We start from the raw sequence: 19,686 nt of genomic DNA on the forward strand, positions 1-19,686 counted from the left end.
CTGAATCTTTTGATTAATTCGAGGTGATGATGATGGGTGAATGCTATTCATCAGTAATGGATTTTCTTTACCGGATCTCAATGTGGATTGCCGGAGTCGCATTATTGGTTATGGTCGCCATTATTCCTGTCGGGATATTTGCACGTTATGTTCTGAATAATGCACTGTCATGGCCTGAGCCAGTCGCCATTCTCTGTATGGTGACATTCACCTTTATTGGCGCGGCGGTAAGCTATCGCGCAGGTTCCCATATCGCGGTGAGTATGGTCACTGATCGCCTGGGAGATTCCGCCCGTCGCTACTGCTCGATTGTCGCCGATCTCATGCTGATTGCGATAAGCCTGTTCATTCTCTGGTACGGAACCACGCTGTGTCTTGAATTGTGGGATCAAGCCGTCGCGGAATTCCCGCTTCTCAGTGCCGGGCAAAACTATCTCCCGCTGCCCATTGGTTCTGCCATCACGCTACTTTTTATTGCTGAAAAGATTTGTCGTGGTCCGCAGTATCAGCGTCCTGTTGTCATGCTGGGATCGACCAGCTAGTTACCGCCCCCATTTCATAAAGGAAAGCAGATGGATGCATTTATTCTCGTCTTTACGCTCGGCATTATGCTGGCGATTGGGGTACCGGTAGCGTACGCGGTTGGTATTAGCGCCATCATTGGGGCCTGGTATATTGATATCCCGCTGGAAGCGGTGATGATCCAACTGACCAGCGGCGTGAACAAATTTTCATTGCTGGCTATCCCGTTCTTTATTCTGGCCGGAGCGATTATGGCCGAAGGCGGGATTGCTCGTCGGCTGGTGAATTTTGCCTATATTTTCGTTGGCTTCATTCGCGGTGGGCTGTCGCTGGTTAACATTGTGGCTTCCACCTTTTTTGGCGCGATTTCCGGATCGTCCGTGGCAGACACCGCCTCCATCGGTTCGGTGATGATCCCGGAGATGGACAAAAAAGGTTACCCACGTGACTTTGCTGCGGCGGTGACCGCCAGTGGATCGGTACAGGCGATCCTTACGCCACCCAGCCATAACTCCGTTATTTACTCGCTGGCGACCGGCGGTACGGTTTCGATTGCTGCGCTGTTCATCGCCGGGATCCTACCTGGTTTGTTGTTAAGCTTTAGCCTGATGGTGATGTGCGTGGCGTTTGCGCACAAGCGTGGTTATCCGAAAGGCGAGCGCGTACCGTTTCGTCAGGCATTGAAGATTTTTGTTGATACGCTGTGGGGCCTGATGACGGTGGTTATCATCATGGGTGGCATCCTGTCAGGTATCTTTACCGCGACGGAGTCAGCGGCGATTGCCTGCCTGTGGGCCTTCTTTGTCACGATGTTTATCTATCGCGACTATAAGTGGTCTGAGCTACCGAAACTGATGTTCCGCACGGTGAAAACGGTCACTATCGTCATGATTTTGATTGGTTTTGCTGCCGCGTTCGGCGCGGTGATGACCTATATGCAGTTGCCGATGCGCATCACCGAAGCCTTTACCAGCATCTCGGATAACAAATACGTCATCCTGATGTGTATTAACATTATGCTGCTACTGATCGGTACATTGATGGATATGGCACCGCTGATCCTGATCCTGACGCCGGTCCTGTTGCCTGTAACCAACGCGCTCGGTATTGATCCGGTCCATTTTGGTATGATCATGCTGGTTAACTTAGGGATTGGGCTAATTACGCCGCCGGTAGGATCGGTGTTGTTTGTTGCCAGTGCGGTGAGTAAGCAGAAGATTGAACAAGTGGTGAAGGCGATGCTGCCGTTCTACGCCGTACTTTTTCTGGTACTGATGTTAGTGACGTATATTCCGGCGATTTCGTTATTCCTGCCGAAATTGTTTGGCGTGCTGTGATTGCCATGCAGTGACAAAAATCCGGGCTTTCGCGCCCGGATTTCTTCATTGTTTAGCGACGAACGGCGATCGCTTCAATCTCGATTTTCACGTCTTTCGGCAGACGGGCAACTTCCACGCAAGAGCGCGCAGGGAAGGTGGCGTTGTGCTCGGTGAAGAACGCTTCGTAGGTGGCGTTAACGGTGGCGAAATCGTTCAGGTCTTTAACGAACACGGTTGTTTTTACGATGTCGCCGACTTTCAGGCCTGCAGCTTCTACGATAGCCTTCACGTTTTCCAGCGACTGGCGCGCCTGAGCGGACACGTCTTCCGATACGCTACCGGTTTTTGGATCGACCGGGATCTGACCGGAAGTGATGATCATGCTACCCAGGTCTACGCCCTGAACGTATGGGCCGATTGCTGCTGGTGCATTTTCCGTCGCGATAGTCTTGCTCATGATTTCTCCTGAATTACAGCGGTAATAGAATGTTCCCGGTCATTATAGGGAGCCGGGAATTCATTACCAACCCCAATTAGTTGGCCAGCACCACATAATGCGAAAACTCTTTTTCACAGTATTTGCATTTGAGTGCGATGTCATCGGCGCGCTTTTTCACTGCAAAACTGGATGAAACCGGCTCAGCATGGCTGATGCAGTTGCTGTTCGGGCATACCAGCACATTATCGATACGCTCCGGCAGGCTGGGGCGTGATTTCCCCACCACGTCATAGTCATCAATGCGGTTTACCGTCGCCTGCGGAGCGTACAGTGAGAGCTGGTTTACCTGCTCATCGGTCAGGAAGGTATTTTCAATTTTAATCAGGTCCTTACGGCCCATCTCGCCAGACGGCAGGTTCAGACCGATAGTGATGCGCTGGTCGGTCTCTGTCAGTTTGAACAGCGTCAGCAGCTTGAAACCAACCTGTGCGGGAATATGGTCAATCACAGTGCCACGTTTGATGGCTTCTACTTGCAGTTTGTTATCGTGTGTCATCGTCATTTCCCCTTACAGTGCCAGATCGCGGTTCAGAACCAGTGCCAGTAACGCCTGGCGAGCGAATATCCCGTTGCCTGCCTGCTGGAAATACCAGGCATGTGGCGTCTTATCAACGTCGGTAGTGATCTCATCGATACGCGGCAGCGGATGCAGAACTTTCATATTCTCTCTCGCACCATTCAGATCGCTGGCGCGCAGAACAAACTGTGCTTTCACGTTGGCGTATTCAGACGGGTCCAGACGTTCTTTCTGTACGCGGGTCATATAGAGAATGTCCACTTCCGCCATCACCTCTTCGATAGTGCCATGCAGGCTCCAGGCGATACCTTTTTCATTCAGCATATCCAGAATGTATTGCGGCATTGCCAGCGCATCCGGGGCGATAAAGTAGAAGCGGTTGCCCTCAAATTTCGCCAGTGCCTGGGTCAGGGAGTGGACGGTACGACCATATTTCAGGTCGCCTACCATCGCTATCTGCAGATTGTCCAGGCGGCCCTGAGTTTCCTGAATGGTGAACAGATCCAGCAGGGTTTGCGTCGGATGCTGGTTGGAGCCGTCACCCGCATTCAGTACCGGCACATTGCCGGAGAATTCAGTTGCCAGACGCGCGGCGCCTTCCTGCGGATGACGCATCACAATGGCATCAACATAGGTGCTGATGACGGAAATGGTGTCGGCCAGCGTTTCACCTTTTTTGCCCAGGGATGTGTTGCTGCTGTCGGAGAACCCAACCACGCTGGCACCCAGACGGTGCATTGAGGTTTCAAATGATAAACGGGTACGGGTTGACGCCTCGAAGAAGCAACTGGCGATTACCTTATGTTTTAACAGTTCCGGTTGCGGGTTTGCTTTGAGTTTCGCCGCCGTCGCGAGGACCAGATTCAGATCATCGCGGCTGAGGTCGTTTATGGAAATGATGTGTTTTTGATAGAGCGGGTTAGCCATGTTTATCTCCTGACGCCTGGGCAAAAAAAAGCCCCTCAATTGAGGGGCTTGGAATAGGTGATCAACGGGAAGAAAAACGGCAGGCCAGCGTCTTTTTTCAGACGCGGTAAGACAAAATGTCGTACACACTGAACCATACATCCTCCCGGCAAATTGTCCGCGATTATACTCAGCTACGTTATGGGATCAAGCAAATAATGCACAAATTATTCATCGCAAACGGTTCTTATGAATTTTAATTCATCTTTAGTAAATAATTAATCTGCTTGTGGACTAGCGCAGTTCGCTGAACTACCCGAGGTGCGACCCAGACAATACTGCTGCCGGCAACGACCCCCAGAACTTCCGGCAATGCGTGATAATCGAGGATTCTGGCAACGGCCCGGCCATATCCCGCTGCGGTGTGGATAAGGATAAATTCGCTATTGTGCTCTATGCTGACCACCATTTCAGCAATAGAGCGGGCGGCATCCGGCGCAGGGCGCAACTGGGGATTTGTAGAATAAATTTTTTGCCCTTTTGTATTTCTTATTTTTATAGCTCCGAGCAATTTCAGCAGGCGTGAGACAGTAGACTGGCTGATGCCGGCAAACCCCTGGTTTTGTAGTTCACAGCGGATGGCTTCCTGTGACAGGTAGCGTTTTTCTGTAATCAGGCGCTGACAAACCGCCAGCAGCAGTTGCTCTTTGGCAGAGTAATCATCGTATTCCTTCATAAAGACACCTTATATTTATTATTTATATCAATGCGATGGCGAAATTCACCATATTTTCCGTATCGATAACGGATCAAACGGGCGGTTGGGCAGAAAAACGAGAGAGCGCTCAAAAAAGCCGTCGATATCCGACGGCAAAAGGGCTACAGCATGGCGCCAATGCTTAAGACCGCCATGTTCAGCAGCGTGAGAATGAGCAGTAGTGGGGCGACCCATTTCAGGTATCGCACGTAAGGTACGCGAGCAATGGCCAGTCCCCCCATTACCACCGCAGAGGTAGGGGTAACCAGATTCACAATGCCGGAAGCGGACTGGTACGCAGTGACAACCAGATCTCTTTGCACATGGGCGAAGTCTGCCAGCGGAGCCATTATTGGCATGGTAAGTACTGCAAGCCCGGAAGAGGAAGGCACCAGGAAGGACAGCAAAACTTCCAGCCAGTAGGTAACATTGATGAAAATGGTGGTAGAAAGGCCAGAGACTAAATTCTCGGCGCTGTGCAGAATCGTGTGGGTAATCATGCCGTTATCCATCACCACGACGATGCCGCGGGCAATACCGATAATTAGCGCGACACCAAGCAGATCCCGCGCGCCGTCGATGAACGTGCTGGTAAATGCTTCTTCGCTCATTCTGGCTATCACGCCCACGATAATTGCAGCAGCCAGAAAGACGCCGGATATTTCCGCCATCCACCACCCGAGTACAGCGACCCCATAAATCATCACCGCAAAGGCGGCAGCGAAAATAAACAGGATTGCTTTACGCGTAGCCGTGAACTCAAGGTTGGTATCGGCGCGATTACCGAGAAAATGAGCGCGGTTTTCCTCCAGTTTGTCCGCTACGATAGACAGCTCTGGATGACTGCGAACTTTTCGGGCATAGCGCATCACCCACACGACGCAGATAACATACCCGACGAGCAGTAGCAGAATGCGCATCAACATCCCCTGGGTAAAAGGGATCCCGGCTGCGTTAGCAGCGATGACTGTCGCAAAGGGGTTAATCGTCGAACCGAGTGTGCCAATACCAGCGCCGAGCAGAACGGTAGCGGCGGCAACTAACGGATCGAAGCGGGCGGCCATCATTACCGGAACTAATAATGTGTAGAAAGGGAGTGACTCTTCTGCCATCCCGTAAATCGTTCCTCCGGCAGCAAAAAGTCCCATCAGGATGGGGATCATCCACTCCTCTTTACCGTTAAGTCTCACCGTCACGCGTTCAATTCCGGCGTCGATAGCACCTGTTTTATTCACAACCCCCAAAAAACCGCCGATGATCAGGACAAACAACGCCACATCAATTGCACCGGCGGTGTAGGTTTCATGGTTATAAAGACCGTCGATTGGTGCCAGTAATACCGCGGTAAAACCTTGTGGATGGGCCTCTGTGGGGGCGTAAGTGCCAGCAACCGGTACTTCTTTGCCCAGTGTGTCATTCATCGCCATCTGGTATTTCCCTGCCGGGACTATCCAGGTCATGACGGCGACAAGTGCAATGAGAATAAACAGGATGGTATATGCGCTGGGAAATTTGAATTTGCCCATGATGTTCTCCGGATAGCTCGGGCATACGTCGCCTGGCGACATATGCCCTGAGGGATTAGTCGCCGAGTGTCGCTACCATGACCGCTTTGATGGTATGCATCCGGTTCTCTGCTTCGTCGAAGACGATCGAGTGAACTGACTCGAATACTTCTTCTGTGACTTCCAGCCCTTTCAGGCCGTAAGCCGCTTCGATTTCACGTCCTACTTTGGTGTGCTCGTTATGGAAGGCTGGCAGGCAGTGCATAAATTTCACATTGGGGTTGCCGGTGGCCTTGATGACCTGTTGGTTAACCTGGTAGGGCGTCATCAGGCTGACGCGTTCCGCCCATGCTTCTTTTGGCTCGCCCATTGAGACCCAGACATCGGTGTAGAGGAAATCCACGTCGTAGACGCCTTCAGCGACATCGTCGGTGAGCGTAATGCGCGCACCAGTAACACTGGCGATTTCACGGCATTCGGCGACCAGAGCTTCATCTGGCCAGAAGGATTTTGGTGCGACCAGGCGAATATCCATGCCCATTTTTGCCGCGCCGACCATCAGCGAATTGCCCATGTTGTTACGGGCATCCCCGAGGTAAGCAAAACTCAGTTCAGGTAGAGTTCTACCCGGTGCGTGTTCCAGCATTGTCATCAGATCGGCGAGGATCTGCGTAGGGTGAAATTCATTCGTCAGCCCATTCCATACCGGAACACCGGCGTACTCACCCAGCTCCTCAACGATGTCCTGGCCATAGCCACGGTATTCGATGCCGTCATACATACGACCCAAAACGCGGGCGGTATCTTTCATCGACTCTTTATGACCAATCTGCGAGCCGCTTGGGCCGAGATAGGTCACTTGCGCACCCTGGTCGAAAGCGCCGACTTCAAAGGCGCAACGGGTGCGAGTAGAGGTTTTTTCAAAGATCAGCGCGATGTTCTTGCCGATTAGTGTTTGTCTTTCACGCCCGGCTTTTTTCGCGGTTTTTAGCTCGATAGCCAGATCGATGAGGTACTGGATCTCGGTGGGGGTGTAGTCGAGAAGTTTTAGAAAGTTGCGATTTTTCAGTGAAATAGCCATAAATAGGTCCTTAAGTCGTAGTAGGCAGGATGGCAACTTCGCCTTATCCGGCCTGCGGGTTCGTGCCATCAGGTAAAAGGGGTTTATGCGTCGACGGTTTCGCTGCGAATCAACGTGCCTTTGTCTCCGCTGAGAATGGACGTGCCGTCAGCCAGCAAACCGATGCCCGCAATGCCGTGGCAGCGGCTTACAAACTCGGCGCAGGCCGTGACTTTGGGCCCCATTGAACCGGCGTCGAATTGCATTTCGCTGAGTAGCTCCGGAGTGACCTGAGCCAGCGGGCGTTGAGTGGGTTTGCCCCAGTCGAGGTATACGGCGTCGGCATCTGTCAGGATCAGCAGCGCATTGGCATGGATTTGGCTGGCGAGGAGGGCTGCGGAGAGATCTTTGTCGATCACCGCTTCAATACCGTGGTAGCCATCGGCCTTCTCTACCACGGGCACACCACCGCCACCGTTGCAAATAACCAGATGATCGCGGGCGATCAGGGTGCGAATCGCGTCGCTTTCAACAATGCGCTTGGGTTGTGGAGAGGGGACCACCCGGCGGAATGCTTTACCGTCGGCTTTGAAAACCCAGCCCTTTTCCGCCTGTAATGTCCTGGCCTGGATGTCGTCGTAAATCGGTCCGATATATTTGGTTGGGTTGCTGAATGCCGGATCGCTGGCATCGACTTCAACCTGCGTCAGCAGGACGCTAATTTCACGCTGCGGAAGCTGATTTTTCAGCGCCTGCTGTAGCATGTAGCCGATCATTCCCTGACTCTCCGCGCCGAGAATGTCGAGCGGATAGGGGGTGACGCTGGCGTAGGCACTGTTTTGTAACGCCAGCAGTCCGACCTGCGGGCCGTTGCCATGCACCAGGATCACGCGCCACTGCTGCGTGAGTTGGGCGATGGTTTTTGCTGCCAGCTCAATATTTTTACGTTGAATATCTGCTTCCAGCGGCTCGCCACGTTTGAGCAGCGCGTTGCCACCGAGGGCGACAACCAGAGTAGGTTTGTTTTCCATGACGTCCCCTTAAATACCGTCGCGTTCCAGCGGGCAACTCATGCAGCGCGCACCGCCGCGACCTCGTCCAAGTTCGTCGCCTGGAATGGGTAAAACGGTGATTCCGGCTTTATCGTATTTTTCGTTGGTCCAGATGTTGCGCTCATAACCCACTACGACGCCGGGGCGCAGAGTGAGGACGTTGTTCGCATCATTCCACTGCTCACGTTCGGCTTCGAAAGCGTCACCACCGGTGGTGATTAAGCGAATTTGATCAAGGCCCAGGGCTTTTTCGAGGGCATGTACCAGGGTGTTTTCCTGAGTTCGTTTCAGGCCGCCGCGTCCATCTGGCGTCAGGGTCCAGCACTGAACGTCAGGGCGAACGACTTCCGGGTAGACGGAGAAGGTATCGATATCGATATGGGTCATAACGGTATCGAGATGCATACAGGAGCGATGTTTTGGCAGTTCTACGGCGATCACGCGTTCAGCCTGGCGATGCCTGAATAGCGACTGGGCAAGAAACTCGATTCCCTGTGGGGTTGTCCGTTCAGACATGCCGATCAGCACTGCGCCACGGCCAATGACCAGCACATCACCACCTTCTAACGTGGCATGGTCATAATTAATATTTTCATCACCGAAATATTTAATAAAATCACCATCGGCAAATTGCGGATGCCAGCGATAAATTGCCCGGAGATTATTGGTTTCCCGCTGACGAGCTGTTTTGGCCATCGGATTAATAGACACACCGTTATATATCCAGCATGAAGTGTCGCGAGTAAATAAGTGATTCGGTAATGGCTTCATAATAAAATCATTAATATCATGAGTGTCGACTACCATATTTTTGATTGAAGCGGGGATTTCTCCGTAGGTCAGACCGCCGCTTAAATGCCGGGCGAGTTCCCGGTGCGACATATCTGCCAGCCAGGCGCGAATATCGGTAGCGAAAGCGGGGCCAAGGCGGTAATCAGAAATTTGCGTATCCAGTAACCAGCTTTTTGCGTCAGGGATATCAAGAGTTTGTGTCAATAAATCAGTGAGTAACAGAACTTCAATTCCCTGCTGACGCAGTGTGTCGGCGAAAATGTCATGTTCTTCACCCGCACGTTCTACTGAAAGAACATCATCAAAAAGCAGCTCCTGACAGTTCGATGGCGTCAGCCTTTTTAAACTGAGATTAGGACGATGTAGCATCACGCTACGTAATTGACCGATTTCGGAACCGACATAATGCTTTTCCATCATTATCCCTTTAACGTGATTGTAAAAAATAAAGAGGAGGTGCCTGCAAATAATATTTTTGCAGTCATGATTTTTCAGCTAATTGCGGGATCTATATTTAGACCTTATCTGACATAGAAATGTGATTTCTTTCACAGTAGAGCGGACGTTTTATTTTTCTTTTTTAATATATGACAGAGTTCTGAGAAATTAAAAAATAATAGGGTGTTGAATTGAATTAATACGCAGGAATATGTCTTGTTATTTGTTCGTGTTAATTGTTTGTGTGTTTTCTTAAATATAGTGAATTTAATAGTTTGTTGATTTTTAATGGTTTATTTTTCATCTTTGAATGGTTATGCGATTTTTTAATTTTATTATTTGTGGTTTAACTTTTATTTTCAAATAAATATGAGGATATACAGGCATTATGAAGGGAGAGTGAAATGTGACCTGTTGCGGGTTTTTCTAATAAAATTTTGTAAAACAGTAGGTTACATAACATCAGGGAAAGAGGGGATCATGAGTTATGCATAGTTTATGCATAACTCATCCTGGATATTAACAACTGACCAACATCATCAGCGATAAACATGCGTTGACGCAAAATATCAGTAACCAGGAGTTGTATGGCAGACGGTTTTTTCGTATAACAACCAAAATGAAACGTTGTTTTAGTTGAGGGTTTTGAAATGATTATTGGCAATATTCACCACCTGGAAGCATGGCTGCCAGAAGAGTTGCGACAGGCGATTGAGCACATTAAAGCGCATGTGACGGATGAAACTGAAAAAGGTAAGCATGACATCGATGGCAATCGCCTGTTTTATCTGATTGCAGAAGATATGACCGAGCCGTTCGAGCAGCGCCGTGCCGAGTACCATGCCCGTTATCTTGATATTCAGATCCTGCTCAAAGGCCAGGAAGGGATGACTTTCAGCACATTGCCTGCGGGTGCGCCGGAGACCGACTGGCTGGAGGATAAAGATATCGCCTTTTTACCGGAAGGGGCTGAGGAGAAAACGGTTGTACTGAATGAAGGTGACTTTGTGGTGTTCTATCCAGGAGAGGTTCATAAGCCGCTGTGTGCGGTGGGTAAGCCTGCGCTGGTACGCAAAGCTGTAGTGAAAATGCTGGTGGCGTAGAATATATTGTGATGCCGGATGAGACGCCATCCGGCACTTCCGTCATGTAATATAGTCACTTCGCTAACGTCGCGACCATCACCGCTTTGATTGTGTGCATGCGGTTTTCTGCCTGATCGAATACCACACTGGCGGGTGACTCGAAGACCTCGTCTGTCACTTCCATACCGCCATGCAGACCGTACTCTTCCGCCATTTTTTTGCCAAGCGTGGTCTGATCGTCATGAAATGCAGGCAAGCAGTGCAAGAATTTCACCTGCGGGTTGCCGGTCAGCTCCATCATGCTGCTGTTGACCTGATATTTACGCAGTAACGCAATACGCTCGGCCCATTTCTCTTTCGCTTCACCCATTGATACCCAAACGTCGGTATAGATGAAATCTGCACCTTTAACGCCTGTGGCAACATCTTCAGTCAGCGTTATATTACCGCCGTTTTTCTGTGCCAGGGCTTTGCATTCCGCAACCAGATTTTCTTCAGGCCAGCAGGCTTGTGGCGCAACCAGACGCAAATCCAGCCCCGTTAACGCTGCTGCTTCCAGCATCGAGTTCCCCATATTGTTGCGGGCATCGCCGGTATATACCAGCGTCATCTCATTAAACGCTTTACCCGGCAGATGTTCTTGCATAGTTAACAGATCGGCCAGTAACTGAGTGGGGTGAAATTCGTTAGTTAACCCATTCCATACCGGAACCCCGGCATACTCCGCCAGTGTCTCAACGACCTCCTGTCCGTGGCCCCGGTACTGAATACCGTCGTACATGCGACCGAGCACTCGGGCGGTATCTTTAATCGACTCTTTATGACCAATCTGACTGCCGCTTGGCCCGAGATACGTTACGCGAGCGCCCTGATCGTATGCGGCAACTTCGAAAGAGCAACGGGTACGGGTCGAGTCTTTTTCGAAGATGAGCGCGATGTTTTTGCCGGTCAGTTTGGCGATCTCTGTGCCGTTTTTCTTATCCACCTTTAGTTGTGCGGCGAGTTGTAGCAGTGATGCGAGTTCAGCAGAGGTGAAATCAAGCAGTTTCAAAAAATGCTTCTGATAAAGTGCAGACATGGTTCCCTCACATGGCTTAAGCCATTTATTGAATTAAAATTCAATTTATATGGATATTTATTCGTTTGCAACCTTGTTTAACAAATCTTTCCTGGAAAGGTGGAGGCAATGTCAGCGGTATGTGACAATAAGAGTATCGGCAGGACATTATGAGGAACGAGCCATGGCAAACCCGGAACACCTGGAAGAACAGCGTGAAGAAACACGCTTGATTATTGAAGAATTACTTGAAGATGGCAGCGATCCTGATGCGCTGTATACCATCGAGCATCACCTTTCCGCAGATGATTTTGAAACCCTGGAAAAAGCAGCAGTAGAAGCCTTCAAACTGGGTTATGAAGTGACCGAGCCGGAAGAGCTGGAAGTGGAAGAGGGCGACACGGTAATTTGCTGTGACATCCTCAGCGAATGTGCTCTGAACGCCGAGCTGATTGACTCCCAGGTTGAGCAACTGATGAACCTGGCTGAAAAATTTGATGTGGAGTACGACGGGTGGGGTACTTATTTTGAAGACCCTAACGGCGAAGAAGGTGAAGACGGCGACGATGAAGATTTCGTCGACGAAGATGATGATGGCGTGCGTCACTAAATCATCTGCTGACCTACGGCAGCGTTTGCTGTCGTAGGGCAAGGACAACGTATGGATTACCCGCAAATACTCTCCCCGATCCTGAACTTCCTGCACTGCAAAACACCCCAGGCATGGCTTGATAAAGCGCGAGACCCGGAACATCTACCTCTGTTACTGACCGACCACCTCATTTGTGAACTGAAAGCGGCGCAAACCGCGATGTTGCTGGTGCGTAAATATGTCGCTGATAAGCAGGGAGCGCAGGCGCTGCTGGAGTGGCTGAAACCCTATGAGGCCTTTGCCTTCCGGGAAGGGGAAGAACCTGATTTCATCTCACTGAATAAGCAGATCGGCAAAAGTGTGATGCCGCAAACTGACGACCCATGGGGACGACAGCTTATCGACAGCATGGTTTTGTTGATCAAAGAAGAGTTACACCACTTCTGGCAGGTGCGGGAGGCGATGATGAGTCGCAATATTCCGTATATCAAAATTACTGCCAGCCGTTATGCCAAAGGCATGCTCAAAGAGGTGCGAACCCATGAGCCGTTAACGCTGATTGATAAGCTCATTTGCGGCGCGTATATCGAGGCGCGTTCCTGCGAACGTTTCGCTGCTCTGGCACCGTATCTGGATGACGAGTTACAGGCATTTTATCTGTCGTTGCTCCGTTCAGAGGCGCGCCATTATCAGGATTATCTGGCGCTGGCACAGCAGGTTTCTGCACACGATATCAGTGAAAGAGTACGATTTTTTGGTGAAGTAGAAGCTTCGCTGATCTTATCCCCGGACGATGAGTTCCGTTTTCACAGTGGCGTACCGGTCATCTCTAAAATTCGGTAGTTTTTGCTGTTGCCCAGTGACAGGATGTCTGCAGACGTTAAGAATGTCTCTTTTTGGGACAAGGATTACCAATGAACTGGACACATGTATTACTCGCTGCTTACGTAGGCGTGGTTATCGCCATCGTGGTGGGCATCTTTCGCAAAAAAGGCTGGGTGGGGAAAATCTCCGGCGCGGTTTTCATGGTGATAGCGATCATTGCGTGGAACGTTTTTGACGTGCATTACCTGATCCCCCGGGAAAATGCAGCCTCAGGCCAGACCGAAGAACAAAAATTTGATGCCGCGATGGCAACCCTGCCAACGATGATCGTGCTAAAAGAGCAGGAACCCGCATTATGGCAGCGTATTCGCATGCAGGCCCTGCAGATGCGAAAAGAGGGTAAAAGCGAGCAGGAGATGATTGATGCGGTACAACCGCAGATATTGCAGATTCAGATGGCACGCTTACAGAATGCGCCGGACGAGAACGTCACGGCCTATATGAAAATCAACCTTGAACAGATTGCGGCAGTGCAAAAGAAAGGGGATGACGAGTGCTTCCGTTTTCTGTTTCCGGCGGTGAAAGGTGGAATTAACCCGGTCCATTTGATTGCGAAGGATATTATTCAGCGGCGGATGGAGAGCGATGCTGCAATGATGCGTGCTGCCTATGGGCCAAACCGACACACGGTTACGGAAACTGAACGTCAGCAGGCAATACAGGATGTGCAGACAGTCGTGCCACCGTTAGTGCAGCGTTATGGCCATGATATTGAAATCATGGCTGATCCGCAGAAAGGCGTTGGTAAAGAGAAGATTGCCTGCGATCTGGTGCAGGACTTCTGGTCGCAGGTACTGAAACTGCCTGCGGCAAATGCGGCCGGCGTTATTCGCCTGTCGGTCGCACCTGACATGCAGTAAAACTTAAAGGGGTTTGAGCATCCGCACTTCACAATCAACGTGCCCGGTACAGCCCAATGGTTCGCTGATGTGCTCAAACCCTAAATGTTCATACAGGCCAATCGCCTCACGCAAAAAGGCAGTGGTTTCCAGATAACAGCGCTTAAAGCCCTGTTCACGGGCATGGTCCAGCGCCATCAACGCCAGTTTCTTTGCCATTCCCTGTCCACGTATCGTGGGTAAAAAATACATTTTTTGCAGTTCACAAATATCAGGTTCGCTACAGGAAAGTGGTGCGATGCCGCCACCGCCCACAACCTTTCCGTTCTGCTCGACGACCCAATATGCATATCCTGGCTGATTGTAGAGCTGATATAGCTCATCGAGATTAGGGTCGGCGACGGTATAGCCTTTATCGGCGGTCAGGCCGTATTCAGCGGAAACCTGACGGATCACGCTGGCAACGGCTGAATTATCGTCAGCGGTGATAAGGCGCAGGGTGGCCGCGACCGGTGAAATAACATTCATAGCAAAACTCGTGACATGTAGTGGCGGATATACGCAGTTAATAACACTGTGGGGCGGGGATGTGCAAGAGAGGAAAATTCAGGAACAGATGTATTGCGCGCCTCAGGAAGCGCGCAATACATTGATATTAAAGATATAACAGGCCGGGTAAGCGATATGCCTCCCGGCTTTCAGATTACAGCGCGCTAATAACCGCCTGCTGCTCAATCAGTTTAGCTTTCGCTTCTGCATAACCGTCCAGCTTCTCGCGCTCTTTGGCGATCACCGCTTCTGGTGCACGCGCCACAAAGCCTTCGTTAGACAGTTTATTTTCGATGCGGCTGATTTCACCTTCGATTTTCGCCACTTCTTTCGCCAGACGTGTCAGTTCATCTTCTTTATTGATGAGGCCAGCCATCGGGATCAGCAGCTCAGCACCGTCGATGATTTTGGTCACGGATACCGGACCTTTATCGTCGGCAGGCAGCACGGTGATGCTTTCCAGACGCGCCAGATTCAGCAGGAAGCTACGGTTGTTGTTGACGCGACGAATCGCGGCTTCACTGCAACCACGCAGCAGCAATTCCAGTGGTTTGCCTGGGGCAATGTTCATTTCCGCACGGATGTTACGCACGGCAACGATCGCCTGCTTCAGCCATTCGGTATCAGACAGTGCCGCTTCATCAACCTGAGCCGCATCGTATTCCGGGAACGGTTGCAGCATGATGGTGTCTGCGGTGATACCGCAAATCACTTTCACACGCTGCCAGATGGTTTCGGTGATGAATGGAATAATCGGGTGCGCCAGGCGCAGCAGACCTTCCAGAACCGTCACCAGCGTGTGGCGGGTACCGCGCAGTTCAGACTCTGAACCACCGTTCATTACCGGCTTGGTCAGCTCCAGATACCAATCGCAGAACTGGTTCCAGGTGAATTCGTACAGGATGCCTGCGGCGATATCGAAGCGGAAGTTATCCAGTGCTTCGCGGTACGCTTTCACGGTCTGGTTGAATTCTGCGAGGATCCAGCGGTCCGCCAGCGACAGCGTCATTTCGCCGCCGTTAAAGCCGCAATCCTGGTCTTCGGTATTCATCAGCACAAAGCGGCTGGCGTTCCACAGCTTGTTACAGAAGTTACGGTAACCTTCCAGACGCTTCATATCCCAGTTGATATCGCGACCGGTAGACGCGAGTGCTGCCAGGGTGAAACGCAGAGCGTCGGTACCGTGCGGCTCGATGCCGTTCGGGAACTGCTTCTCGGTGCGTTTGGCGATTTTCTCTGCCAGCTGCGGCTGCATCATATTGCCGGTACGTTTTTCCAGCAACTCAGGCAGGGAGATTCCGTCAACCATATCCAGCGGGTCGATAACGTTCCCCTTGGATTTGGACATCTTCTGGCCTTCGTCGTCACGGATCAGGCCGGTCATGTAGACGGTCTTGAACGGAACCTGCGGCTTGCCGTTTTCATCTTTGATGAAATGCATGGTCATCATGATCATGCGGGCAATCCAGAAGAAGATGATGTCGAAGCCGGAAACCATCACGCTGGTTGGGTGGAACTGACGCAGAGCGTCGGTGTTTTCCGGCCAGCCGAGGGTGGAGAAGGTCCACAGTGCGGAGGAGAACCAGGTATCGAGAACGTCTTCGTCCTGACGCAGGGCAACGTCGGCGCTCAGGGTGTTTTCCTGACGTACTTCGTCTTCGTTACGGCCAACGTAGACGTTACCGTCGTTGTCGTACCATGCCGGAATACGGTGACCCCACCACAGTTGACGCGAGATACACCAGTCCTGAATATCGCGCATCCAGGAGAAGTACATGTTTTCGTATTGTTTCGGTACAAACTGAATGTCGCCATTCTCAACCGCTTCAACGGCCGGTTTTGCCAGCACATCGGCACGAACGTACCACTGGTCGGTCAGCATCGGTTCAATAACCACGCCGCCACGGTCGCCGTAAGGAACAGTCAGATCGTGCGGTTTAATCTCTTCCAGCAGGCCCAGTGCGTCGACAGCGGCAACCACGGCTTTACGTGCGGCAAAACGCTCCAGCTTCTGGAATTCAGCCGGGATCTCATTGGAGTAAACGTCGGACTCTTCACCTTTGGTGTCGTACACTTCTGCACTTTCACGGATATCGCCGTCAAAGGTCAGAATGTTGATCATCGGCAGGCCGTGACGTTTACCCACTTCATAGTCATTGAAGTCGTGGGCCGGGGTGATTTTCACGCAACCGGTGCCTTTTTCCATATCGGCGTGTTCATCGCCAACAATTGGAATGCGGCGGTTAACCAGCGGCAGGATCACGAATTTGCCGATCAGGTCTTTATAGCGCGGATCTTCCGGGTTAACGGCCACGCCGGTATCACCCAGTACGGTTTCCGGACGGGTTGTCGCAACGACCAGGTAATCTTTACCGTCGGCGGTTTTTGCACCATCGGCGAGCGGATAGCGGATGTGCCACATCGAGCCTTTGGACTCGCGGTTTTCCACTTCCAGATCAGAAATAGCAGTACGCAGTTTTGGATCCCAGTTTACCAGGCGTTTGCCACGGTAAATCAGGTCTTCTTTGTACAAGCGAACAAAGACTTCTTTCACGGCATTGGAAAGGCCTTCATCCATGGTAAAGCGCTCGCGCTCCCAGTCCACAGAGTTGCCCAGACGGCGCATCTGACGGGTAATCGTACCGCCGGACTCCGCTTTCCACTGCCAGATTTTATCGATAAAAGCATCGCGACCATAGTCGTGACGGGTTTTACCTTCTTCGGCAGCAATCTTACGTTCAACCACCATCTGGGTTGCGATACCCGCATGGTCAGTACCTGCCTGCCACAGGGTGTTTTTACCCTGCATGCGCTGGTAACGGATCATGGTGTCCATGATGGTCTGCTGGAAAGCATGACCCATATGCAAACTGCCGGTAACGTTCGGCGGCGGGATCATGATGCAGAAGGACTCTTTGCTTTCATCGCCGTTAGGTTTGAAATAGCCCTGCTTTTCCCAGTGCTCGTAAAGCGGCTGTTCGATATCTTGTGGGTTGTATGTCTTTTCCATTATTTCCAGGTTGCCGTATTCAGGTTAAAACCAGCCACGCGATATGCTTTGTAGCGCTCGCGTGCCGATTGTTTCAAAGAATCTTCGTAAGGGACAAAGTCTATCACTTCTGTGAAAGCGGTGGCAAAATCTACAAAGCCAACGCGCAAACTGATCAGCAGATCGCGTGGGCTACTATTGCGCTTTTCCGGCCAGGCAATTTCAACTGGTGCACCGCCGCGCGGGCCTTCACCCGCCAGATTATGCGGCACAAAGCTTTCTGCCGGTCTCGCCCACAGTGCTTCATCCAGCCGAATAGCTTGTCTTTCATCTTCACAGGCAATCAGTACACGCTTGCCCGCGCGCCAACGTTCTGCGGCAATTTCACACACCAGTTGCTCGACGGCGCTTAAGCCATCAATGACGGTGTCATTGTCCAGAAGGTAGAACGTTGCATTCTTCATATATGGGGCTTCTTGTGGTGGATTTAAATGCGTTGCCATGATGCACACCGTAGGCCGGATGGCGCTATCTGGCCTACGGGACAATCTCAAACTTACTCTTCGCCGTTAAAACCAGCACGATTGAGCAGGAACTGCGACAGCAGCGCGACCGGACGACCGGTTGCTCCTTTGGCTTTTCCTGAACGCCATGCGGTACCGGCGATGTCCAGATGCGCCCAGTTGTACTTACGGGTAAAGCGTGACAGGAAGCAGCCCGCAGTAATTGCCCCGCCAGGACGTCCGCCAATATTGGCCATATCCGCAAAGTTGGATTCCAGTTGTTCCTGGAATTCATCGCCCAGCGGTAAACGCCACGCGCGATCGCCTGCTTGTTCAGAAGCACCAATCAGCTCGTGCGCCAGCGGGTTATGGTTCGACATCAGGCCGGTGATGTGATGGCCCAGCGCAATGACGCATGCGCCGGTCAGGGTTGCTACATCGATGACGGCTTCCGGTTCAAAACGCTCAACGTAGGTTAACACGTCACACAGCACCAGGCGGCCTTCGGCATCAGTATTGAGTACTTCAACAGTCTGGCCGGACATGGTAGTCAGCACATCACCCGGACGATACGCGCGACCACCTGGCATGTTTTCACAACCAGCCAGCACACCGACGACGTTAATCGGCAATTGCAGCTCCGCCACCATACGCATCACGCCATACACTGCCGCTGCGCCGCACATGTCGTATTTCATCTCGTCCATGCCTTCGGCAGGCTTGATGGAAATACCACCGGAGTCAAAGGTTAGTCCTTTGCCGACCAGAACAATCGGACGGACATCTTCTGACGGATTGCCTTTGTACTCGATAACGGACATCAGCGACTCGTTCTGCGACCCGTGGCCAACGGCCAGGTAAGAGTGCATGCCCAGCTCTTTCATCTGTTGCTCGCCAATCACGCGCGTCACCACATTTTTGCTGTAGCTGTCAGCCAGCTGACGTGCCTGAGACGCGAGGTACGCTGCATTACAGATGTTCGGCGGCATGTTGCCGAGATCTTTCGCGGCTTTAATACCGGCGGCAATAGCCAGACCGTGCTGAATAGCACGTTCACCGCTGGTCAGCTCACGGCGGGTAGGTACGTTGAAGACCATTTTACGCAGCGGGCGACGCGGCTCGCTTTTGTTGGTCTTTAGCTGATCAAAGCTGTACAGCGTTTCCTGCGCGGTCTCTACAGCCTGGCGCACTTTCCAGTAGTTGTTACGGCCTTTCACATGCAGCTCAGTCAGAAAGCAGACTGCTTCCATCGAGCCAGTGTCATTCAGGGTGTTGATGGTTTTCTGAATAACTTGCTTGTACTGGCGCTCATCAAGCTCACGCTCTTTGCCACAACCAATGAGGAGAATTCGCTCAGACAGAACGTTAGGAACATGGTGCAGCAACAGGGTTTGACCCGGTTTGCCTTCCAGTTCACCACGACGCAGCAGTGCGCTGATGTACCCGTCGCTGATCTTGTCGAGCTGCTCTGCAATCGGAGAGAGGCGGCGTGGTTCAAAGACGCCCACGACGATGCAGGCACTCCGCTGTTTCTCCGGGCTACCGCTTTTTACACTGAACTCCATGCACTACGCTCCTGAATCTTAAAGACAACGGCGGTGGCTACGGATAGAATTGCAAGCTTTCGTAACTCATACCCGCTGTTGCGGTGACTTCGTGTTAATCTTAACGTTATTACGGCATTGGCACGTCAGAACAATTTCTGAGAGGTGAATCCGTTGAGTATAATAGTCTTAGCGACGATTTCGACGACTCAAGAGAATAAATGACGTATAAGCCATGAAACAAGCTAAATTCCGGCAAAAGACGAGTTTTTACGG

General features: G+C 51.5%; 23 protein-coding genes. 8 read left to right on the forward strand and 15 right to left on the reverse strand.

Annotation, left to right across the window (positions count from 1 at the left end; translation table 11 throughout):
- Positions 1-32: 32 nt before the first annotated feature.
- The gene (locus OGX98_RS22200; RefSeq protein ID WP_045439181.1) at positions 33-542 is read left to right on the forward strand and encodes a TRAP transporter small permease; all 510 of its coding nucleotides are present in this window, start codon (positions 33-35) and stop codon (positions 540-542) included.
- Positions 543-572: 30 nt separating this feature from the next.
- Positions 573-1,859 carry a TRAP transporter large permease gene (locus OGX98_RS22205; RefSeq protein WP_045439183.1) on the forward strand — a complete coding sequence of 429 codons (1,287 nt, stop codon included), beginning with the start codon at positions 573-575 and terminating at the stop codon, positions 1,857-1,859.
- Between the two features lie 52 nt (positions 1,860-1,911).
- Here OGX98_RS22205 and ridA read toward each other — a convergent pair whose 3' ends face one another.
- The 4 genes from ridA to pyrL form a co-directional block, all read right to left on the reverse strand.
- On the reverse strand, positions 1,912-2,298 hold the full coding sequence (ridA, locus tag OGX98_RS22210) for a 2-iminobutanoate/2-iminopropanoate deaminase (RefSeq protein ID WP_042321681.1): 387 nt from the start codon (positions 2,296-2,298) through the stop codon (positions 1,912-1,914).
- A gap of 76 nt (positions 2,299-2,374) precedes the next feature.
- Positions 2,375-2,836 (reverse strand): aspartate carbamoyltransferase regulatory subunit, encoded by a 462-nt coding sequence (gene pyrI / locus OGX98_RS22215; RefSeq protein WP_003025816.1) that lies wholly within the window; start codon positions 2,834-2,836, stop codon positions 2,375-2,377.
- Between the two features lie 12 nt (positions 2,837-2,848).
- On the reverse strand, positions 2,849-3,784 hold the full coding sequence (gene pyrB / locus OGX98_RS22220; protein WP_048222256.1) for an aspartate carbamoyltransferase: 936 nt from the start codon (positions 3,782-3,784) through the stop codon (positions 2,849-2,851).
- A gap of 35 nt (positions 3,785-3,819) precedes the next feature.
- Complete coding sequence (gene pyrL, locus OGX98_RS22225; protein WP_071828883.1) at positions 3,820-3,921, reverse strand: pyr operon leader peptide; 102 nt, start codon at positions 3,919-3,921, stop codon at positions 3,820-3,822.
- Here pyrL and OGX98_RS22230 point away from each other — a divergent pair.
- Positions 3,901-4,023: a hypothetical protein gene (locus tag OGX98_RS22230; RefSeq protein ID WP_136345326.1), complete on the forward strand. Its 123-nt coding sequence runs from the start codon at positions 3,901-3,903 to the stop codon at positions 4,021-4,023. The two genes, pyrL and OGX98_RS22230, sit on opposite strands and share 21 nt — an antisense overlap.
- Here OGX98_RS22230 and OGX98_RS22235 read toward each other — a convergent pair.
- The 5 genes from OGX98_RS22235 to arcA all read right to left on the reverse strand — a co-directional run bounded on the left by OGX98_RS22235 (position 4,020) and on the right by arcA (position 9,346).
- Complete coding sequence (locus OGX98_RS22235) at positions 4,020-4,499, reverse strand: arginine repressor (RefSeq protein ID WP_045439191.1); 480 nt, start codon at positions 4,497-4,499, stop codon at positions 4,020-4,022. The two genes, OGX98_RS22230 and OGX98_RS22235, sit on opposite strands and share 4 nt — an antisense overlap.
- Positions 4,500-4,642: 143 nt before the next feature.
- On the reverse strand, positions 4,643-6,046 hold the full coding sequence (locus tag OGX98_RS22240) for a YfcC family protein (RefSeq protein ID WP_045439193.1): 1,404 nt from the start codon (positions 6,044-6,046) through the stop codon (positions 4,643-4,645).
- Positions 6,047-6,101: 55 nt separating this feature from the next.
- Positions 6,102-7,106 carry an ornithine carbamoyltransferase gene (gene argF, locus OGX98_RS22245; protein ID WP_225760403.1) on the reverse strand — a complete coding sequence of 335 codons (1,005 nt, stop codon included), beginning with the start codon at positions 7,104-7,106 and terminating at the stop codon, positions 6,102-6,104.
- Positions 7,107-7,189: 83 nt separating this feature from the next.
- Entirely contained in the window at positions 7,190-8,116 is a 927-nt protein-coding gene (gene arcC, locus OGX98_RS22250; protein ID WP_286595933.1) for a carbamate kinase, read from the reverse strand.
- 9 nt (positions 8,117-8,125) lie between these two features.
- Positions 8,126-9,346 (reverse strand): arginine deiminase, encoded by a 1,221-nt coding sequence (gene arcA, locus OGX98_RS22255; RefSeq protein ID WP_045439201.1) that lies wholly within the window; start codon positions 9,344-9,346, stop codon positions 8,126-8,128.
- A 671-nt stretch (positions 9,347-10,017) separates the two neighbouring features.
- Between arcA and OGX98_RS22260 the strand changes: the two genes are divergently transcribed.
- On the forward strand, positions 10,018-10,470 hold the full coding sequence (locus OGX98_RS22260; protein ID WP_045439205.1) for a YhcH/YjgK/YiaL family protein: 453 nt from the start codon (positions 10,018-10,020) through the stop codon (positions 10,468-10,470).
- A 55-nt stretch (positions 10,471-10,525) separates the two neighbouring features.
- On the opposite strand, the gene argF (OGX98_RS22265) is transcribed toward OGX98_RS22260, so the two are convergent.
- Entirely contained in the window at positions 10,526-11,530 is a 1,005-nt protein-coding gene (gene argF, locus OGX98_RS22265; RefSeq protein WP_045439209.1) for an ornithine carbamoyltransferase, read from the reverse strand.
- Positions 11,500-11,601, reverse strand: a complete 102-nt coding sequence (gene argL / locus OGX98_RS24135; RefSeq protein ID WP_404842351.1) for a putative translational regulatory protein ArgL — start codon at positions 11,599-11,601, stop codon at positions 11,500-11,502. The genes argF (OGX98_RS22265) and argL overlap by 31 nt, the downstream gene beginning before the upstream one ends.
- Positions 11,602-11,693: 92 nt before the next feature.
- Here argL and rraB point away from each other — a divergent pair, with 92 nt between their 5' ends.
- The 3 genes from rraB to OGX98_RS22280 all read left to right on the forward strand — a co-directional run bounded on the left by rraB (position 11,694) and on the right by OGX98_RS22280 (position 13,846).
- Positions 11,694-12,119, forward strand: coding sequence for a ribonuclease E inhibitor RraB (gene rraB / locus OGX98_RS22270; RefSeq protein WP_045439213.1), 426 nt, complete (start codon positions 11,694-11,696; stop codon positions 12,117-12,119).
- Between the two features lie 51 nt (positions 12,120-12,170).
- Positions 12,171-12,944 carry a tRNA isopentenyl-2-thiomethyl-A-37 hydroxylase MiaE gene (gene miaE / locus OGX98_RS22275; protein ID WP_045439216.1) on the forward strand — a complete coding sequence of 258 codons (774 nt, stop codon included), beginning with the start codon at positions 12,171-12,173 and terminating at the stop codon, positions 12,942-12,944.
- 71 nt (positions 12,945-13,015) lie between these two features.
- Complete coding sequence (locus OGX98_RS22280) at positions 13,016-13,846, forward strand: topoisomerase II (protein ID WP_286595934.1); 831 nt, start codon at positions 13,016-13,018, stop codon at positions 13,844-13,846.
- A 3-nt stretch (positions 13,847-13,849) separates the two neighbouring features.
- Here the strand turns inward: OGX98_RS22280 and OGX98_RS22285 are convergent, their stop codons facing one another.
- From OGX98_RS22285 to pepA, 4 genes are all read right to left on the reverse strand, one after another.
- Complete coding sequence (locus OGX98_RS22285; RefSeq protein WP_045439219.1) at positions 13,850-14,353, reverse strand: GNAT family N-acetyltransferase; 504 nt, start codon at positions 14,351-14,353, stop codon at positions 13,850-13,852.
- Positions 14,354-14,528: 175 nt separating this feature from the next.
- Positions 14,529-17,384, reverse strand: a complete 2,856-nt coding sequence (locus tag OGX98_RS22290) for a valine--tRNA ligase (protein WP_286595935.1) — start codon at positions 17,382-17,384, stop codon at positions 14,529-14,531.
- On the reverse strand, positions 17,384-17,827 hold the full coding sequence (gene holC / locus OGX98_RS22295) for a DNA polymerase III subunit chi (protein ID WP_045439226.1): 444 nt from the start codon (positions 17,825-17,827) through the stop codon (positions 17,384-17,386). Before holC ends, OGX98_RS22290 begins: the two co-directional genes overlap by 1 nt.
- A gap of 92 nt (positions 17,828-17,919) precedes the next feature.
- Positions 17,920-19,431 (reverse strand): leucyl aminopeptidase, encoded by a 1,512-nt coding sequence (gene pepA / locus OGX98_RS22300; protein WP_045439229.1) that lies wholly within the window; start codon positions 19,429-19,431, stop codon positions 17,920-17,922.
- A gap of 153 nt (positions 19,432-19,584) precedes the next feature.
- Here pepA and OGX98_RS22305 point away from each other — a divergent pair, with 153 nt between their 5' ends.
- A complete protein-coding gene (locus OGX98_RS22305) occupies positions 19,585-19,635 on the forward strand; it encodes a hypothetical protein (RefSeq protein ID WP_223307023.1) in 51 nt (16 codons plus the stop codon).
- The last annotated feature ends 51 nt before the right edge of the window (positions 19,636-19,686 follow it).

It is taken from the genome of Citrobacter sp. Cm046 (assembly GCF_030333065.1).
GTDB lineage: Bacteria > Pseudomonadota > Gammaproteobacteria > Enterobacterales > Enterobacteriaceae > Citrobacter > Citrobacter murliniae.

Coding starts and splice junctions, on each gene's coding strand:
- pyrB (WP_048222256.1), bottom strand. CDS start 3,784: ATGGCTAACCCGCTCTATCAAAAACACATCATTTCCATAAACGACCTC.
- arcC (WP_286595933.1), bottom strand. CDS start 8,116: ATGGAAAACAAACCTACTCTGGTTGTCGCCCTCGGTGGCAACGCGCTG.
- argF (WP_045439209.1), bottom strand. CDS start 11,530: ATGTCTGCACTTTATCAGAAGCATTTTTTGAAACTGCTTGATTTCACC.
- miaE (WP_045439216.1), top strand. CDS start 12,171: ATGGATTACCCGCAAATACTCTCCCCGATCCTGAACTTCCTGCACTGC.
- pepA (WP_045439229.1), bottom strand. CDS start 19,431: ATGGAGTTCAGTGTAAAAAGCGGTAGCCCGGAGAAACAGCGGAGTGCC.
- ridA (WP_042321681.1), bottom strand. CDS start 2,298: ATGAGCAAGACTATCGCGACGGAAAATGCACCAGCAGCAATCGGCCCA.
- argF (WP_225760403.1), bottom strand. CDS start 7,106: ATGGCTATTTCACTGAAAAATCGCAACTTTCTAAAACTTCTCGACTAC.
- OGX98_RS22290 (WP_286595935.1), bottom strand. CDS start 17,384: ATGGAAAAGACATACAACCCACAAGATATCGAACAGCCGCTTTACGAG.
- OGX98_RS22230 (WP_136345326.1), top strand. CDS start 3,901: ATGTCGTACACACTGAACCATACATCCTCCCGGCAAATTGTCCGCGAT.
- OGX98_RS22205 (WP_045439183.1), top strand. CDS start 573: ATGGATGCATTTATTCTCGTCTTTACGCTCGGCATTATGCTGGCGATT.
- OGX98_RS22200 (WP_045439181.1), top strand. CDS start 33: ATGGGTGAATGCTATTCATCAGTAATGGATTTTCTTTACCGGATCTCA.
- OGX98_RS22260 (WP_045439205.1), top strand. CDS start 10,018: ATGATTATTGGCAATATTCACCACCTGGAAGCATGGCTGCCAGAAGAG.
- rraB (WP_045439213.1), top strand. CDS start 11,694: ATGGCAAACCCGGAACACCTGGAAGAACAGCGTGAAGAAACACGCTTG.
- pyrL (WP_071828883.1), bottom strand. CDS start 3,921: ATGGTTCAGTGTGTACGACATTTTGTCTTACCGCGTCTGAAAAAAGAC.
- OGX98_RS22235 (WP_045439191.1), bottom strand. CDS start 4,499: ATGAAGGAATACGATGATTACTCTGCCAAAGAGCAACTGCTGCTGGCG.
- pyrI (WP_003025816.1), bottom strand. CDS start 2,836: ATGACACACGATAACAAACTGCAAGTAGAAGCCATCAAACGTGGCACT.
- OGX98_RS22280 (WP_286595934.1), top strand. CDS start 13,016: ATGAACTGGACACATGTATTACTCGCTGCTTACGTAGGCGTGGTTATC.
- arcA (WP_045439201.1), bottom strand. CDS start 9,346: ATGGAAAAGCATTATGTCGGTTCCGAAATCGGTCAATTACGTAGCGTG.
- OGX98_RS22285 (WP_045439219.1), bottom strand. CDS start 14,353: ATGAATGTTATTTCACCGGTCGCGGCCACCCTGCGCCTTATCACCGCT.
- OGX98_RS22240 (WP_045439193.1), bottom strand. CDS start 6,046: ATGGGCAAATTCAAATTTCCCAGCGCATATACCATCCTGTTTATTCTC.
- holC (WP_045439226.1), bottom strand. CDS start 17,827: ATGAAGAATGCAACGTTCTACCTTCTGGACAATGACACCGTCATTGAT.